The 16,614-nt window shown below is 62.1% G+C and carries 18 protein-coding genes and 2 pseudogenes; 16 read left to right on the top strand and 4 right to left on the bottom strand.

Annotation, left to right across the window (positions count from 1 at the left end):
• Positions 1-135 precede the first annotated feature (135 nt).
• A pseudogene (locus NCS28_RS15285) lies at positions 136-962 on the bottom strand (IS30 family transposase); the annotation flags it as partial.
• Positions 963-1,114: 152 nt separating this feature from the next.
• Between NCS28_RS15285 and NCS28_RS15290 the strand changes: the two are divergent.
• On the top strand, positions 1,115-1,753 hold the full coding sequence (locus tag NCS28_RS15290; protein ID WP_250514602.1) for a MarC family protein: 639 nt from the start codon (positions 1,115-1,117) through the stop codon (positions 1,751-1,753).
• 37 nt (positions 1,754-1,790) lie between these two features.
• On the opposite strand, the gene NCS28_RS15295 is transcribed toward NCS28_RS15290, so the two are convergent.
• Both NCS28_RS15295 and NCS28_RS15300 read right to left on the bottom strand, forming a co-directional pair.
• The gene (locus NCS28_RS15295) at positions 1,791-2,129 is read right to left on the bottom strand and encodes a chaperone modulator CbpM (protein WP_250514603.1); all 339 of its coding nucleotides are present in this window, start codon (positions 2,127-2,129) and stop codon (positions 1,791-1,793) included.
• A 116-nt stretch (positions 2,130-2,245) separates the two neighbouring features.
• A complete protein-coding gene (locus tag NCS28_RS15300; RefSeq protein ID WP_250514604.1) occupies positions 2,246-2,647 on the bottom strand; it encodes a DnaJ C-terminal domain-containing protein in 402 nt (133 codons plus the stop codon).
• A gap of 99 nt (positions 2,648-2,746) precedes the next feature.
• Here NCS28_RS15300 and NCS28_RS15305 point away from each other — a divergent pair, with 99 nt between their 5' ends.
• Both NCS28_RS15305 and NCS28_RS15310 read left to right on the top strand, forming a co-directional pair.
• Positions 2,747-3,529: a hypothetical protein gene (locus NCS28_RS15305; RefSeq protein WP_250514605.1), complete on the top strand. Its 783-nt coding sequence runs from the start codon at positions 2,747-2,749 to the stop codon at positions 3,527-3,529.
• 97 nt (positions 3,530-3,626) lie between these two features.
• Complete coding sequence (locus NCS28_RS15310) at positions 3,627-4,124, top strand: hypothetical protein (RefSeq protein WP_250514606.1); 498 nt, start codon at positions 3,627-3,629, stop codon at positions 4,122-4,124.
• A gap of 2 nt (positions 4,125-4,126) precedes the next feature.
• Here NCS28_RS15310 and NCS28_RS15315 read toward each other — a convergent pair whose 3' ends face one another.
• Positions 4,127-4,570, bottom strand: a complete 444-nt coding sequence (locus NCS28_RS15315) for a DnaJ domain-containing protein (RefSeq protein WP_250514607.1) — start codon at positions 4,568-4,570, stop codon at positions 4,127-4,129.
• 594 nt (positions 4,571-5,164) lie between these two features.
• Between NCS28_RS15315 and NCS28_RS15320 the strand changes: the two are divergent.
• The 13 genes and pseudogenes from NCS28_RS15320 to NCS28_RS15380 form a co-directional block, all read left to right on the top strand.
• Positions 5,165-6,025, top strand: a pseudogene (locus NCS28_RS15320) (aldehyde dehydrogenase family protein); the annotation flags it as partial.
• A 77-nt stretch (positions 6,026-6,102) separates the two neighbouring features.
• Positions 6,103-6,606 (top strand): alpha-hydroxy acid oxidase, encoded by a 504-nt coding sequence (locus NCS28_RS15325; RefSeq protein WP_250514608.1) that lies wholly within the window; start codon positions 6,103-6,105, stop codon positions 6,604-6,606.
• The gene (locus NCS28_RS15330; RefSeq protein WP_250514609.1) at positions 6,603-7,292 is read left to right on the top strand and encodes an alpha-hydroxy acid oxidase; all 690 of its coding nucleotides are present in this window, start codon (positions 6,603-6,605) and stop codon (positions 7,290-7,292) included. Before NCS28_RS15325 ends, NCS28_RS15330 begins: the two co-directional genes overlap by 4 nt.
• Before the next feature lie 18 nt (positions 7,293-7,310).
• A complete protein-coding gene (locus NCS28_RS15335; protein ID WP_250514610.1) occupies positions 7,311-7,607 on the top strand; it encodes a hypothetical protein in 297 nt (98 codons plus the stop codon).
• A gap of 876 nt (positions 7,608-8,483) precedes the next feature.
• A complete protein-coding gene (locus NCS28_RS15340; RefSeq protein WP_250514611.1) occupies positions 8,484-8,768 on the top strand; it encodes a group II intron maturase-specific domain-containing protein in 285 nt (94 codons plus the stop codon).
• Between the two features lie 426 nt (positions 8,769-9,194).
• Positions 9,195-9,782: a TetR/AcrR family transcriptional regulator gene (locus tag NCS28_RS15345; RefSeq protein WP_250514612.1), complete on the top strand. Its 588-nt coding sequence runs from the start codon at positions 9,195-9,197 to the stop codon at positions 9,780-9,782.
• A 344-nt stretch (positions 9,783-10,126) separates the two neighbouring features.
• On the top strand, positions 10,127-10,942 hold the full coding sequence (locus tag NCS28_RS15350) for a creatininase family protein (protein WP_250514613.1): 816 nt from the start codon (positions 10,127-10,129) through the stop codon (positions 10,940-10,942).
• A gap of 26 nt (positions 10,943-10,968) precedes the next feature.
• Positions 10,969-11,766, top strand: coding sequence for an ABC transporter ATP-binding protein (locus NCS28_RS15355; protein ID WP_250514614.1), 798 nt, complete (start codon positions 10,969-10,971; stop codon positions 11,764-11,766).
• 91 nt (positions 11,767-11,857) lie between these two features.
• Positions 11,858-12,646: an ABC transporter permease gene (locus NCS28_RS15360; protein WP_250514654.1), complete on the top strand. Its 789-nt coding sequence runs from the start codon at positions 11,858-11,860 to the stop codon at positions 12,644-12,646.
• Positions 12,647-12,688: 42 nt separating this feature from the next.
• The gene (locus NCS28_RS15365) at positions 12,689-14,044 is read left to right on the top strand and encodes an FAD-binding oxidoreductase (protein WP_250514615.1); all 1,356 of its coding nucleotides are present in this window, start codon (positions 12,689-12,691) and stop codon (positions 14,042-14,044) included.
• A gap of 54 nt (positions 14,045-14,098) precedes the next feature.
• Positions 14,099-15,148, top strand: coding sequence for an ABC transporter substrate-binding protein (locus NCS28_RS15370; RefSeq protein WP_250514616.1), 1,050 nt, complete (start codon positions 14,099-14,101; stop codon positions 15,146-15,148).
• A gap of 11 nt (positions 15,149-15,159) precedes the next feature.
• The gene (locus NCS28_RS15375) at positions 15,160-15,609 is read left to right on the top strand and encodes a RidA family protein (RefSeq protein WP_250514617.1); all 450 of its coding nucleotides are present in this window, start codon (positions 15,160-15,162) and stop codon (positions 15,607-15,609) included.
• Between the two features lie 10 nt (positions 15,610-15,619).
• Entirely contained in the window at positions 15,620-16,570 is a 951-nt protein-coding gene (locus NCS28_RS15380; RefSeq protein ID WP_250514618.1) for a PDR/VanB family oxidoreductase, read from the top strand.
• Positions 16,571-16,614: the final 44 nt, after the last annotated feature.

Below are 16,614 nucleotides of genomic sequence, written 5' to 3' on the forward strand. Positions count from 1 at the left end.
CGGTGTGCTTTCAATCACCGGGGTTCCGTTCTTGAAGGGGATACCCTTCAGAAGCGCCTCGATATTCTCTGCGCCGCGGATTTTCCTCCATGACTTTTCGGAGGGCGGTTTCAAGGTTGAAGCGCAACGGCGGATTTAATGTTTAGAGCCATGAGTTTGAGCTGCGGAAGCGAGTGTGGCGGCAAAGACCTCGAGTGGCGAATGGAAGGCGTGAGTGGCGCGAGGCCTGCTGTTCAGACTGTCGGCAAGGGCGTCAAGTTCGTCCTGACTGTAGACCGAAAGGTCGGTGCCTTTGGGCAGATACTGGCGCAGCAGTCCGTTGGTGTTTTCACAAGTGCCGCGTTGCCATGGGCTGTGCGGGTCGCAGAAGTACACCTTCACACCGGTAGCGGCGGTGAGCTCTGCATGTCGCGACATTTCCTTGCCTTGGTCGTAGGTGAAGCTCTGCCGTAATGGCTCGGCAATCGAATTGAGTTTGGTAGAGAAGCCTGCCAGCGCGGAAGCAGCCGTGGCATCTTCCATCTTCGCCAGCAGCACCAGGCGGCTGGTCCGTTCGACCAGCACTCCGACGAAGAGGCATTGTTGGCGCCCTTGATGAAGTCGCCCTCCCAATGTCCGGGCAGCAGTCGGTCTTCGATTTCGGGCGGCCGCACATGAATACTGACCATGTCGGGAATCTGTCCGCGTCGGTCTGTACCCCGTGTGCGCGGCATGCGCGTGCTGTGGCCGTGGCGCAGGCAGGCGATGAGCTGACGGCGCAGTTCGCCGCGCGGCTGGGCGTAGATGGCGTTGTAGATGGTTTCGTGCGAAACCTGCTGGGTCGGGTCAGTCGGATACATACGCCTGAGTGTGCCCGATATCTGCTGGGGCGACCATTTCCTCTCGAGCAGGGTGAGAACGATGCGCCGGCACACCCTATGCGGGCAGAGCTTTGTGGGACGGCGACCCGCACTCCGACGCGCGGCGCGAACCACGCAGCGCAACTTCGTGATTCTCACTTGCTCGATTCCGGAGTTTTATGCGGTAAAACACCTGAAGCAACCCTGGTTTCGGAGTGCGCTAGCTCCGCGTGTCCGGCTACCTCCGGCACCCACTTTCCCCGCAGGAACACTCCATGACATTCGATTTCGCTTTTGCGATGAAGGTGTTCGCCGCAATGTTTGCGATCATGAATCCGATCGCAGACATTCCTGTGCTCCTGTCGCTGACTCAGGGCGACCGAAGCGGAAAAGCAACGTGTTGCACTGGTTACGCTCATTGGCGTTGTTATCGGGTGTGCGGTGTCCGTAAGCCTTGGCGGTGCCGTCTTACGCTTGTTTGGCGTCACCATCGACGGGTTTCGCTTGCGGGCGGCTTACTGGTCTTATTGATCGCGCTCAATATGCTCCACGGCACGGCGAGCCCGCAACATCATCCGAACGAAAAAGAAATGAGCCCGACCGCAGCGCCTTCGTCGGTAGCCATCTATCGGTTGACCGTCCCGCTACTCGTCGGGCCCGGAACGATCTCCACGTTGATCGTCTTTGGGCATACAGCCGCAACCGAGCGCAAACTGCCCAGCCTGACGATCGGGCTCTCCGTATTCTTGCTCGTGCTCGTGCTCGTGCTCGCGATCACGCTGCTTTCTGCACCGTTCATTGCAAAATATTTATCTGCAAAGGCGATCGCCATCACGCAAAGGTTGATGGGCATGATCTTGGCGGCGATCGCAATGGAAATGATGGTCAGCAGCCTTCAGGCTTTCTTCAAGTGAACGGCGCGAGCGCTTCATCGACGATCGGCGGGCAGACTCAGGCAGCGCAGGACGCCTCGCCACGATCGCCATAACGGGCGAGCCGCTTGCGCAACGCGTCGATCTGATCGAGCAGATCCAGCGCGAGCGCCACGCCGGGCGCGTTCACTTCCAGATCGGCGCTCAGATGTTGCGCCGTGATGGCGCGACGCACGCACGTGCCGCTGAACCGCCATTCCTCCATGCGCGCGCCCTGTGGCTCGAACGCGCCTTCCGCGACCCATCGGGCAAAATCATCGCGCGATGCGCCGGTAATGTGGCATAGCTCAACCAGCGTGAACTCGATGCGTTCCTCGACAATCTCGCCTTGCAGATAAGAAGGATCGTTTCCGTTCATGATGATCATCCGTAAAAATGCGCGCGCGGATCGAACTCGAACGCCTCGCGCATCCTGGCGTACGCGGCTCTTTCAGCGTCGGTATCCGCGGGCGGCAGCACGATGCCCAGCATCACTTAGAAGTCGCCGGGCGGATTGTCGGGAATGCCGCGCCTCTTGAGCCTGAGACGCCGGCCGGCCGACGACCCCGCGGGAACGGTCACAGTGACGTCCCCCGAGGGCGTGGGAACGACGACTTCGGCGCCAAGCGCTGCTTCCCACGGCGCCAGGGGAAGATCGGTCGTCACATCCCGGCCGTCGACGCGGTATCGCTTGGGCGTGTCGAGCGCGATCTCCAGATACAGGTCGCCGCGCGGCGCGTTGCCGATGCCCACGCCGCCCTGAGCTGCGAGCCGCAGCCGCTGACCGTCGAGGATGCCCTTTGGTATGGCGACATCGAGCGTGCGCGTTTGATACGTGACGCGCCCCTGATCGTCGATCACGGGCGTTTGCAGCGTCACGGTCCGTTGCGCGTGCATTGACTCAGGTTTTTTGTTACCGAGCTAGGCTCGTTGCCTCAAGTATTTTGCTACCTGTCAGACGGCAGGCGGGGGCGACTTATGACGAGGCGGCTCAGCATGACAACAAGACGGGAATTGATCGAGGCAGTTGGAGAGCGGTACCGCCGCTCCGAACGGAACGACAAGCGCCAGATCTTGGACGAATTCGTTGAATTGACGGGCTATCATCGTAAGCACGCAATCCGAGTTCTGTGCCGAGAGGCGCAGCCGCCGAGGGCGAAGCCAGGCCCGCAGCGGCGCTATGACGATGACGTTCGTGCCGCGCTGATCATCTTATGGAAGGCTGCTGACCGGATTTGCGGCAGACGCATGAAGGCGCTCATCCCGACACTGATCGACTCGATGACACGGCATGGTCATCTGTCGCTGCCGAAGGATCTACGCCAGCGGCTCAAGCAGATAAGCGCCGCGACCATTGATCGGCTGCTGCGGGATGTGCGCGAGCAAGCCTTCAGCGGCCAGCGCCGGCGAGCCGGCGGAATCGGCAATGTGATTCGCCGCGCGGTGCCGATCAGGACCTTCACTGACTGGAACGACCCGCTACCCGGTTATCTGGAGGTTGATTTCTTTGAGCACTGCGGTGGCACCAAGATCGGCGGCGACTTTGTACACAGCTTCGTGATGACGGATATCGCAACGGGTTGGACCGAGTGTCTCGCTATGCCGTTTCGCAGCAGCGCGTTCGTTCTTGAGCACATCGAGCAGGTGAGCGCTGCCTTACCGTTTCCGTTGCGTGGTCTGGACTGCGATAACGATAGCGCCTTCATGAACGCGGCTGTCTTCGACATTCAAACTGAAATCGAAGACTCGTCACGGCGCCAAGGTGACGAAGCGCTATGAGGCACCGTTGACGCCGCTTGAGCGCGTCTTGCGGTCCCCATCTATTCCCGAGGCGACCAAACGTAGCCTTCGCGCGCGGTTTCGTAGGCTCGATCCATTGGATCTCCTGCATCGAATCCGCGAAGCACAACAGCGCGTTGCACAAAGCAGCGCTTCTGGCGGTCTGCCAGCGTCGACACAGACAGCACCTGAGGTTCCACTCTCCGATTTCCTGTCGAGTCTTGGTGCCGCGTGGCAAGCCGGCGAGATCCGACCGACGCATCACCGCAAAGCGCGCGTCCCACATGACTGGCGCACTCGCGAAGATCCGTTCGAACATACCTGGCCGAAGATACTGGAGTGGCTCGAAACCGAGCCCGGCATTACCGCAAAGCAGCTATACGAGCGCCTCACCGCAATGGCTCCCACGCTGTATTCCGGCGCGCAACTACGCACCCTGCAGCGCCGGGTGAAAGTGTGGCGATCGGATCGAGCGAGGGAGCTGGTGACCCGGATACTCAGCGGCGCCGACGCCGAAGTGGTGAGGGCTGACGCTGCTACGCAGCGCCAGCCCTCATCACAAAACGATTCGGCGGTGACAACTAGCCGGGAGTAACATCATTCCGTGAGGCAACACGGCGCGCCATGGTAGATGTCGTCCAGGCTGACGGATACCCTCGCGTGGAGGTCTTCGCCCGGCCACTCGGGCTCGTAGGAGTGCGCTGAACGGCGCGCGCGCGTGCCGAACATGTCGGTGAAGAAGTCGTCGGCGTCCTGCGCGCCGCCCGCGTCGTATTCGTAACTGCCGCTGACGTCGGGACGCGGGCGGATTTCGTCGCCGTCCTTGAAGCGGGTGCCGAGGGCATCGAATGCCGCTCGCTTCTCGGGGTCCTTGAGCACCTGATAGGCTTCGCCGACTTCCTTGAAACGCGCTTCGGCTTCGGCGTCCTTGTTGAGATCCGGATGAAACTTGCGCGCGAGCTTGCGATGAGCGATCTTGATCTCCGCTTCGGTCGCCGTTCGTGGCACGCCCATGACGGCGTAATAGTCCTTGTATCTCATCGTTTCCCTTATCGTCCAGTCTATCGACTTGGACTAGAAGCGCGGCGATGATGCAGGTGCTGCGACTGCTACTACTATACAGAATGTGCAAAAACGTGTTCTTGACATGTTTGGTCGGCAAAGGGCCAGCATGCCGTGTACGCGAGAGCAATCGTCCATGGTAGCCCGCGTACAAGTTATTCCCATCGCCGTCATCAGCCTTTCGCTGCCAGGACACTTTTTGCGCCAGTCGCATTCACAAGTGCTTCGCGTCCGGAGAAGACCGGCGTCACGCGCGAGCCATCAACCAGCTTGCGAATCCCACCGCAATCGAATGTCGCATGCCGACATTTCCGGGGTAGCTTGGCCAACACCGATAAGCGGAGGGTCGGCGTCATCACCTTGCAGACAGACCATGTGGCCAACGGATGAATGCGCATCGCCGGGTCATTGGCTTCAGCGTACCGCGCGATGCGAATTCAATATATAAGAATGGAAAACGTCATCTTCGGCGCGCCGCAGAAGGTCTGCTCGCATATGCCTCCTTGACGCTCTTATATTGGCATCCGGCGGTAAATCAGCGTTGCCATTTTTTTGGACCTGACCTGATCGCCGCGCATTCTGCGCGAGGCGGGCGTGCCCACGGGCGCGGTGCAACTGCTGCCGGGCCACGGCGAAACCGTGGGCGCGGCGCTCGACGCCGATCCGCGCACGCGCGCCGTCATGTTCACGGGCTCGACGGAATTCGCGCGCCTCATCAACAAGACGCTTTCCGAGCGCCTCGATCCGGACGGCCGCCCGATTCCGCTGATCACCGAAACCGGCGGCCAGAACGCGATGATCATCGATTCGTCGGCGCTCGCGGAACAAGTGGTCGCGGACGTGCTGCAGTCGTCGTTCGATTCTGCGGGTCAACGCTGCTCGGCGCTGCGCGTGCTGTTCCTGCAAGAGGATGTCGCCGATCGCACGCTCGAAATGCTGACCGGCGCGATGAACCAGCTCGCGGTCGGCAATCCGGATCGCCTGTCGACGGACGTCAGCCCGGTGATCGACGCGGACGCGAAGCACGGCATCGACGCGCATATCGCGGGCATGCGCGACAAGGGCCGCAACGTCACGCAACTGCCGCTGCCGGACATGTGCGGGCAGGGCACGTTCGTGCCGCCGACGCTGATCGAGCTCGACAGCATCGACGAATTGAAGCGCGAAGTGTTCGACCCGGTGCTTCACGTGGTGCGGTATCGCCGTTCGAACTTCGATAAACTCCTCGACCAAATTCGCTCGACGGGCTATGGACTCACGCTCGGCATCCATAAGCGGATCGACGAAACCATCGCGCATGTGATCGCGCGATCGCAAGTGGGCAACATCTACGTCAACCGGAATGTGGTCGGCGTGCAGCCGTTCGGCGGCGAAGACTACGCGCTCGAACGTCTGCTGACGGAGCGTTCGGTGAGCGTGAACACGGCGGCGGCGGGCGGTAATGCGAATTTGAAGACGATTGCCTGACCCGGAATCATATACATCGGAATGCGAATCAAATCGACAAGTCGATGAAGAGCCACCTGAGTATCAGCGATTTCGAGGCCAGCGGGCGCTGGCGTTTGCCCAAGGGATGGTTCGAGTACATCGCGCGTGGAACCGAGGGCGAACACAATCTTCGCGCCATGTACAGTAGGCTGGAATCGCTTTGTCTCAGGCAAAGGATTCTGAGAGACGTATCGAAAACAAGCCTGTCGACTTCGGTGCTTGGTCACGATCTTTCGCTACCGGTGATTGTCGCCCCGACGGCCGTAGCGGGCCTGATGTGGCACGACGGCGAAGTGCAACTGGGCAGGGCAGCCAGGGACGCGGGCATACCGTTTTGTGTCTCGACACAGTCGATGACCTCGATCGAAGACATCGCTGAGCGCGCGGCCGGTGCCGACCTATGGTTCCAGCTTTATATATTCGAAGATCGAAAGCTGACCAAGGGTATCTTGGAGCGAGCGAAAAGCGGCGGTGTCGATTCGATCGCATTGACCGCTGATACGCCGAGATCTCCCAAGAAAGAGTGAAACATCAGGAATGGTTTCGGCATTCCGCTGACACCTTCGATCGCCGGCGCGTTGGACGTGATTTCACATCCGGCGTGGCTGTTCTCCGTGCTCTTGCGTTATCTTGCGACCAGCGGCCTGCCGACCTATGGCACTATCCGGCCGAGTTTCGAACCGGCATAGGGCGAGTGGCCGTCGCGGAAAACGTGAAACTTGCGGCGTCGTTGACCTGGAAAGACGTGGAAGAAATACGGCGTTTCTGGAAAGGTAACCTTATCGTCAAGGGCGTGCTCGACCTGGAAGACGCAAGGCTCGCTGTGGCGCATGGCCGCGACGGCATCGTGATTTCCAGTCATGGAGGACGAAACTTCGATTCGGGCTCGACGGTGGTTGACCGACTGCCTGAAATCGCCGAAGCGCTCGGAAACAAGACGGCCATCCTGGCGGACAGCGGCGTCCGGCGAGGCAGCGACGTCGTGAAGTACTTGAGCCTCAGTGCGGAAGCGGTCCTCTGCGGTCGAGCGCCGCTTTACGGCGTGGGCGGCGGCCGGAGCACCGGGCGCATCGGCGGTGCTGAAACTGCTGGAAGAGGAGATCGATCATTGCCTCGCGTTTTGCGGAATAGACGATGTTCGATCAGTGAGTTGGTCGGTAAGGCGGGCGCCGTTCAGCCCGAAGCGGATTTGAATGTGTCCATGGACGGCTAACCAGAAACGGGAGATACCATGACGAAGCAGACTGATCCGACCGTACACCTGATGTTCGCTCGCGCGACGCATTTCTATCCGGGCTGCATGATCGTCGTGAAAGACCTGCCGCCCGCCGTGGGCCGGCGCGGTGCGGTGGCCGTCGAAATGTCGGATGGGGCTGGAGTGAACGGAACGTGCGTGCTCCTTCAGGACGACACCCTGGAACTGAATATCGATTCCTCGGTAACGGCGAAGGGCACAGCGATCAAGGCGAAGCAATGGACCTTGCGTTGTATCGATGAAAAGAGCGCGCTCTGGAAGGTGGTTGCGTGACGTTTTTGTCCGCGTCCCCGGCACTGCGCGATGCACGCGCGCCGGGCAGCCCGTTCCGACGACAGCCGAACTGGATATGCCGCGTCATCCAACCGGTTCGCCGAGATCGAGCATCAGTCGATTGGTCCAAGCGATGATCGCTACGAGAATGGTTATCCTGTGCGGACAGGGATAGCGGCACGCTCATGAGGCGGACCTCTGTAATGCGGTAACCAACCCGCGGATATCAGCGTGATCCACCGTCGATGTTACTGCTGCGTCGCCCTCAGGAAATTCGATACGCCTATGGAACAAACAAAGACAAATTCCCGTTGATATTGAAAGTCATATCAGCGCGAATTTCTCCGCACGTAGCGCGACGGAACGAAAGGGGTCACGCTTGCGTCCGCAACCAACACTTGCGGACGCAACGACGATGACGCCTGACACGATTGACCTCGAGTTTCTGCCGCTGAAGGTAACGCACGTTTCGCCAAAGGGCAAACGATCATTCGATCCGAGATTCCCGGTGCGCTTCACTGGCCCCTCTGCTGCGCTACGTCAATCAGACGTTGCTGGCTTGGGCGATGCGCAAGTTCAAGCGCTTTAAAGCTTTAAAGCTCACAAGATCCGGGCGAGCCAGTTTCTTCAGCAGCTTGCTGATACGCGTCCGGACCTTTTTCGTGCACTGGCGACGCGGTATGGTCGGTACGTTTGCCTGATAGGAGCGGTGTGAGTCGAGATGCTCATGCACCGTTCTACGAGAGTCTGGGGTGCGACTCCTCCGGGCTACTCTCCCGTTCGGGCGGATGTACTCAGCGATAAAGGGGGCAGGCCCGTATGGGTATGCGACGGTCGAAGAAGAGTATCCGGCGCATGATCGAAACGATTCATCCAATGACCGCTCTCAAGATGGCATGGCATGAGACCACGGAACTGGTGGGCAGGCTGAACCGCACGCTGCGCGGCTGGGCGAACTACTTCAACGCAGGGAGCGTAAGCCGAGCCTATCGCGCGCTCGACAGCTACACCGCAACGCGGTTGCGCCGGTGGTTACGCAACAAGCATAAGCTCAGGCGACGCAGGGGCGGGGGCTATCCACTCCCGCACCTTTACGGGCAATATGGGCTCGTACGGCTGAGCGCGCGCGGCGGCGTAGCCTGGCGTGTTTTGAAGCCGTGAGGTCTTGTCCGAGAGCCGGACGCGTTAGTAGCGCACGTCCGGTTCGGCGAGCGGGATGTGGAAACGGGGCTACGGTGAGGTTATTGGGGCGCCGCCAAACGAAAGGGGCGGCAACAGACACACTCAACCTACCGCTACCGCGCCACATCTCGACTCGACCGACAAGCGTTCATCGCGAGGCAGCGGACGTCCCAAGCGACCGAATGGCGCGTTGGTGACCTCGCGATACTGCATGCGCTTCTCGTCCATTGTCGCGATGATGATCACGCGAACCCCGGGAGCTGATCAGTCGGGCGCGCTCGACAAGTCGACGCACGCTCGTGCGTTAGAATGCCTCGTTGAAAGGCTCCCCCAATGGATCAACTGAGGAAAGATTCCGTGGCGCAAAACGGTCAAGCAAGACTCAAACGAACGCGCCCTGAAGTGATGGACGCGATCCGCGACGCTGCCATCGCGGAGTTCGCGTCGCACGGTCTGAAGGGTGCTTCGACGCAAAGCATTGCCGAGCGTGCGGGACTCTCAAAAGCCCAGCTTCACTACTACATCGAGAGCAAGGAAGATCTCTACGAAAAGATCCTCCAGCATGTGGTCGATGAATGGACCCGCGTGTTCTCGTTCGGCGACGTCGAACTCGGTCCGCGCCGCGTGCTGTCTGACTATGTGCGCAAGAAGCTCGAGTTCTCCTTCGAGCAACCGCTGCTTTCACGTATCTTCGCCAACGAAATGATGCGCGGGGCGCCCGTGCTGATGCCGATGATGAGCCGCCCGCGCACTCGCACCGCGCACGCGGTGGAATGCATCAACAATTGGATCGAGCAGAATCTGATGCGCCCGCTCGACCCGATGCTGTTGATGATGAACATCTGGTCGCTCACGCAGTACTTCGCCGACTTCGAATATCAGGCGCGCTACATGTTGCGTGTGAAGGAGGGCCACGCACTCGACCAGTCGCACATCATTGAGGAAGTGACGACCTTCGTCATGCACGGCTGCGGGATTTCCCTCACGGACTGAACACCGCGCCGCTCTCCTTGCGCGATGCGTCAAGCCTTCGGGACAGCGCGTCACGTCTGCCGGCAAGGCCTCGCAGGTTCGCTAGCGAAATGGTCGACGGCTTCCTGCCGCATTGCACTGCGTCCTTCAGGAGGGCTCGCGCCTCACGGTGCGCTGCCAAAAAAACTGTCAACCGGAAAATATTTAACCGTTCGGTTTGACCGAATGGTTAAATGCTCTATCATGGGTTTCAGACAGCACTGTTAAAGCATCCGAATCCGCATCCGCGCATGCCGGCCACGGGCGTTTCGCCCAGGCCGCAGCCTTATCGAACGTCGCTAACGTCGCGCAAGGAGGAGCAGGACATGTCGTCAATCACGCATCGCCGCTGGGCCGATTACACCAGCAAGGCGTTCGCCGCACTACCCCGCGAGCGGCTCGTCGCCGTGCTGCCGGTGGGGGCCATCGAGCAGCACGGTCCGCATCTGCCGATGTCGGTGGACACGGCCACCATCGACGGTCTGGTCGACGCCATCGTGCCGCGTCTGCCGGACGATCTGCCGGCGCTGTTCCTTCCGACACAGAGCATCGGCAAGAGCAATGAACACGCACGTTACCCCGGCACGCTGACCCTTTCCGCCGACACGCTGATCCGCCTGTGGAGCGAGATCGGCGCGTGCGTGGCCGCAGCGGGCGTGCGCAAGCTCGTGCTGTTCAACAGCCACGGCGGCCAGTCGTCGGTGATGGACATCGTCGCGCGCGAGCTGCGCGAACATCACGCCATGATGGTCGTCGCGTCGAGCTGGTACACGCTCGGCCTGCCCGAAGGACTCTTCGGCGCCGACGAAATGAAGCACGGGATCCACGCGGGCGATGTGGAGACCTCGATTCTGCTCGCCTTGCGGCCCGACCTCGTCGCGATGAACGAGGCGCGTCACTTCGAGTCGCTCACGCAGACGATGAGCGCGCGCTACCGGCATCTGTCGATCGGTGCGAGCGGCAAGCTCGGCTGGCAGACGCAGGACCTCAATCCGGCGGGCGCGTGCGGCAACGCAAGCGTGGCGTCGGCGCAGAAGGGGCACCAGGTCATCGACTATGTGGCCGAGCGCTTCGTCGAACTGCTGAGCGAAGTGTCCGACGCACCGCTCGCGTGGCTCGACAACGCGCCCGAATGGCAATGAACGCTCGCTAACCGACCGGTGACGGCATGGAGACGACCATGGTGCAGACCCCGCTGGTGCATCTGAGGGACGTACACAAGCGCTATTCGAACGGCACGATCGCGCTCAACGGCATGACACTCGACGTAGGCAGCCACGAGTTCATCAGCTTTCTCGGGCCGTCGGGCTGCGGCAAGAGCACGGCGCTCAGGATGATCGCGGGATTGTCCTCGATCTCGGGCGGCGCGATCGACTGGGCCGCGCAGGACGCGCGCGGCGCGGGCCATACGCACGAGGTGAGCTTCGTGTTCCAGGAACCGACGCTGATGCCCTGGGCCTCGGTGTTCCAGAACGTGTACCTGCCGCTGAAGCTGCGCGGCGAATCGCGCGAACGTGCGCGGGCGCGCGTGGACGAGGCGCTCGCGATGGTCGGCCTCTCGCGCTTTGCGAACGTCTATCCGCGCGAGCTGTCCGGCGGCATGAAGATGCGGGTGTCGATCGCCCGCGCGATGGTCACGCGGCCGCGCCTGCTGCTGATGGACGAGCCCTTCGCCGCGCTCGACGAAATGACGCGCATCAAGCTTAACAACGATCTGCTCGCGCTGTGGCAGGAGCATCGCTTCACGGTGATCTTCGTGACGCACAGCGTCTATGAATCGGTCTATCTGTCGAACCGCGTGGTGGTAATGGCGAGCCGCCCGGGACGCGTGATCGACGAGATCGACATTCCCGCACCGTATCCGCGCGGCGATGCGTTCCGGGAATCGACGCTCTACGCGCAACTCTGCCGCGAGACGTCGCAGAGCCTGCATCGCGCCATGGACTCGTCCGCCATCGACCACTGAGAGAGGAACCGGCATGTCTTCTTCCGTACACACGCTGAAGGCGGATGTCCCGTCGAATACCGCCGCCATTGCCGATGCCGCGAAGCAACGCATGCGGCGCGAAAAGCTCTTGCGCTTCTTTGTGCCCACGGGCTGGCTGCTCGGCGCGTTCCTCCTATGGGAAGTGCTAGTGCGCGTGAATCATGTGCCCGAGTACATCATTCCGGCGCCGAGCGTGATCTTGCGCACGCTCGTCGACAACTGGGGATCGTTGTCGTTTTCGCTGCTCTTCACGCTCAAGCTGACGTTTCTCTCGCTCACCCTCGCGATCGTAGGCGGCGTTGCGCTGGCCATGCTGTTCGCGCTCTCGCGCTGGGTCGAGCTGAGCTTCTTTCCCTTCGCGGTGATCCTGCAAGTGACGCCGGTCATCGCGATCGCGCCGCTGATCCTGATCTATGTCGACAGCACGTTCTCCGCGCTTCTGATCTGTGCGTGGATCGTCGCGTTCTTTCCGATCCTTTCGAACACGGTCATCGGCCTGCGCAGCGCCGACCACAATCTGCGCGACCTGTTCGCACTCTATGGCGCGACGCCGTGGCAGCGCCTGCGCTTTCTGCTCGCGCCGAGCGCGCTGCCGTACTTCCTCGGCGGCCTGAAGATCGCGGGCGGCCTGTCGCTGGTCGGGGCCATCGTCGCGGAATTCACGGCGGGCGCGGCGGGGCGTCAGACCGGTCTCGCATCGCGCATTCTCGAAGCCACGTTCAGAAACGAGATCCCCAAGATGTTCGCGGCGCTGCTGCTCGTGTCGCTCTGCGGCATCGGCATCTTTCTCGTCTTCAACTGGCTTTCGAAAGCCGCGCTCAGGAGGTGGCACGACAGCGAACTCGAACGCGACGCATGACGCGCATCCGCCAGTACGGCAACTTCACACAGGGATCTCGACATGAGCGACAAGAACATCGACTGGAACAGGCTCGCCGACGAGCTCGACCCCATGCGCACGGTGACGAGCGGCGGACAGTTGCGCGGCCGCTCGCGCGACTTCTCGTGGTACAGCCCGATTCTCGACGTGCAACTGAAGGACTGCATCGCGAATCTGATCGTGTTTCCGCACAGCGAGGAAGACGTGATGCGCGTCGCGGCCTGCGTCGCACGCTGGCGCGTGCCGCTCACCGTGCGCGGCGGGGGCACCGGCAATTACGGGCAGTGCGTGCCGCTGCAAGGCGGCGTGGTGATGGACATGACCGAGCTTAAGCGCGTGATCGAAGTCGCGCCGGGATCGGTACGCGTCGAGGCGGGCGCGCGCATCGGCGAGTTGCAGGAGGCCGTACGGGCGTCGGGTCAGGATCTGCTGATGTTTCCGTCCACGCTCAGGGTCGCGACGATCGGCGGATTCATCGCGGGCGGCTATGCTGGCATCGGCTCGATTCGCCACGGCATCCTGAAAGACCGCGACAACGTGCGCGGCATGCGCGTGGTGACAGTGGAGGATAATCCGCGCGTGATCGAGCTGCGCGGCGCCGATATCCAGAAGGTCCATCACGCGTTCGGCACCAACGGCATCATCACGCAGCTCGATCTGACGCTCGAACCCGCGCAGGACTGGCTGCACACGATCACTCTCTTCGAGACCTACGGCGACGCGCTGCGCTTCTGCACAGAGGCGAGCACGCCCGCCGTCGATCTGTATCTGCTCACCTCGGTCGAGAAAGGTTTCGCGCCGTTCTATGCGCATCTCGGCGAGCGCTTTCCCCTGAATCGACACGCGGTGTTCGCGATGGTGAGCCCTCGGTCGATCGACGCGTATCGCGCGCTGTCGGCGCGTCATGGCGGTGTCGAATCGCTCTGCATGAACGCCGCGGCGCTAGAGAAGCACGGCCTGCCGCCCGCCTACGAATGCGCGTACAACCACACGACGCTTCAGGCGCTCAAGACCGACCGGCAGTGGACCTACCTGCAGATCGCGCACGCCCAGCCGTTCGATATTGCGCTGTGCGAGGAGCTCGCCCGCCAGTTCGGTGATGAGATCTACTGGCATCACGAGTTCGCAAAGCAGTTCGGCGAGTATCAGGTGTTCGGCATTCCGCTCGTGCGCTATACGACGCCGCAACGGCAGTACGAAATCATGCGCGTGTTCGAGTCGCACGGCTGCGCGACGTTCGATCCTCATGTGGTGACGATCGAGGACGGCGGCATGAAGGAGATCGACCTCGCGCAAATCGACTTCAAGCGGCTTGCCGACCCGCACGGTCTGCTCAATCCCGGCAAGATGCGCGGCTGGGATGAGCTCGCCGCCTAGAGGGCGGCGCTGCGAGCGACCAATCCACCCCTACCCAGAATACGGAGCATCCACATGAACAAGCTGCTGCGTGTACTTTCAATCTTCACGGGCGTCACGCTGATCGCGTGCGCGCCGCTTCGCGCGCTCGCGCTCGACAAGGTCGTGCTCGGCACGGACTGGCAGGCGCAGGCGGGCCACGGCGGCTTCTATCAGGCGCTCGCCGATGGCACCTATCACAAGTACGGGCTGGAGGTGGAGATTCGCCAGGGCGGTCCGCAGGTCAACAATCGTCCGATGCTCTCGGCGGGCAAGATCGATTTTCTGGTCGCGGGCAATCTGCTGCTCTCGTTCGACAACATGAAGAACCGCATCCCGACGGTGGTCGTCGCCGCGATCAACCAGAAGGACCCGCAGGCGCTGATGACGCACGACAGCGCGGGCTTCAACAGCTTCGACGATCTGCGCCGCGCGAAGACCATCCTCGTTTCGAAAGACGGCCAGTTCAGCTTCTGGCAATGGATGGTGCAGGAGAAGGGCTTTCGCGATGCGCAACTGCGTCCGTACAACTACAGCATCGCGCAGTTTCTCGCCGAGCCGGGCGCGGTGCAGCAGGCGTACGCGACCGCCGAGCCGCTCTATGCGCAGGCGGCGGGCGTGAAGACGCGCACCTTCCTGCTCGCGGATCAGGGCTGGAACACTTATTCATCGACGATCGAAACCCGCCTCGACATGGTGAAGAGCAGGCCGGACGTGGTGCAGCGCTTCATCGATGCGTCCATCGTCGGCTGGTATCGGTTTCTGTATGGCGATCACGCGGCGGCCTATGCGCTGATCGAGCAGCAGAATCCGGAGATGACGCCGGCCAAGCTCGATGCCGAGGTCGAGAAGATCCGCGAGCTAGGCTTGATCGATTCCGGCGACGCGCTCAGCAAGGGCATCGGCGCGATCGATCAGGCGCGTGTGAAGAGTTTCTACGACCAGATGGTCAAGGCAGGCCTCTACAAGCCCGACGACGTCGATCCGGGCAAGGTCGCATCGACGCAATTCGTCGATAAGGGCGTGGGCCTCGATCTGCGCAGGGAACTGCTTGCGAAGCCCTTATCCACCGCCGCCGCACACTGAAGGAGCGAGCCATGAACACCACCATCGCAAAGCCGCTCGCGAACTATGCGGCCTACAAGCGCAAGGGCGACTTCCTGTTTCTGTCGGGCGTGATCGCCGTCGATCCAACCGCGGCGAAGATCGTGCGGAGTTACGAGGACGTGCCGGAGCAAGTGCGCGCCGGGATCGGCTGGACCGGCGAGTTTTCGGTGGACATCAAGGAAGGGCCGATCCGCGCGCAGTCGTGGTACGTGCTCGACCGCATTCGCGCGACCGTCGAAGCGGCGGGCGGGCGCATGTCGGACGTGTTCAAGCTGGTGCAGTACTTTCGCGACCTGCGCGAGTATCCGGGCTACAGCGCTGTGCGCAAGACCTTCTTTCCTGACGATCCGCCCGTCTCGACGGTCGTGGAAGTCAAGGCGATGCTGCCCGATCTGTCGATCCTCGTGGAAGTCGAGGCGACGGCCTGGCTGCCGAGCTGAGGGGACGACCATGAACTCCACCCTGACCGTGCGTGTGGCGGACGTGGCGATCGAAACGGACGAGATTCGCAGCTTCGAACTCGTGCCCGAGGCAGGCGGCGAGTTGCCCGTGTTCGAAGCTGGCGCGCATATCGACGTATATACCGGCGATGCGGGCGTGCGCCAGTATTCGCTTTGCAATGCGCCGTGGGAGCGCAGCCGTTACGTGATCGGCGTGAAGCGCGAGCAGCAGGGGCGCGGCGGGTCCGCGTGGATGCACGCGCAGGGCGTGGGCGCGCGCCTCACGATCGGCGCGCCGCGCAATCACTTCGCCCTCGACGACACCGCGCGGCGTCACGTGCTGCTCGGCGCGGGGATCGGCGTGACGCCGCTCATCGCGATGGCGGAGACGCTCTGGCGGCGGGACGCCGATTTCACGCTGTGCTACTTCGCGCGCTCGTCGGCGCAGCGCGCGTTCGCGCCACGGCTCGCCCAGGCGCCGTGGCGCTCGCGGGTGCGCTACCACCTCGACGACACCGCGCCGGCAATCGATCTCGTGGCCGAGCTCGCGGCCGCGGGGGCGCCGGCGACCCACGCCTATATGTGCGGCCCGCAAGGCTTCATGGATGCGGTGCGCCGCGCGGCGCCCGCGTGGCCCGAAGCGAACCTGCACTGCGAGTATTTCGCCCCGGCGGCGCCTGCGCGGGTGCATGCCGACCAGCCTTTCGAAGTCGCGCTTGCGCGGCGCGGCGGCGAGACGTTTCACATCGGTGCGGACGAGACCATCGCGCAAGTGTTGCTTGATGCCGGGATCGACATCACGACGTCGTGCGAGCAGGGCGTGTGCGGCACCTGCGTGACGGGCTATCTGACGGGCGAGCCCGATCATCGCGATTTCTGTCTGAGCAAAAAGGAGCGCGAAGACAAGGTCGCGCTGTGTTGTGCGAGGTCGAAGACGGCGCGCCTCGTGCTCGACCTGTAGCGGCTGACTTTTACCGGCGCTTCAATTCGATTCGCATTGGTTTT

The organism is Caballeronia sp. INDeC2, from assembly GCF_023631325.1.
In the GTDB taxonomy this organism is placed as follows: Bacteria; Pseudomonadota; Gammaproteobacteria; order Burkholderiales; family Burkholderiaceae; genus Caballeronia.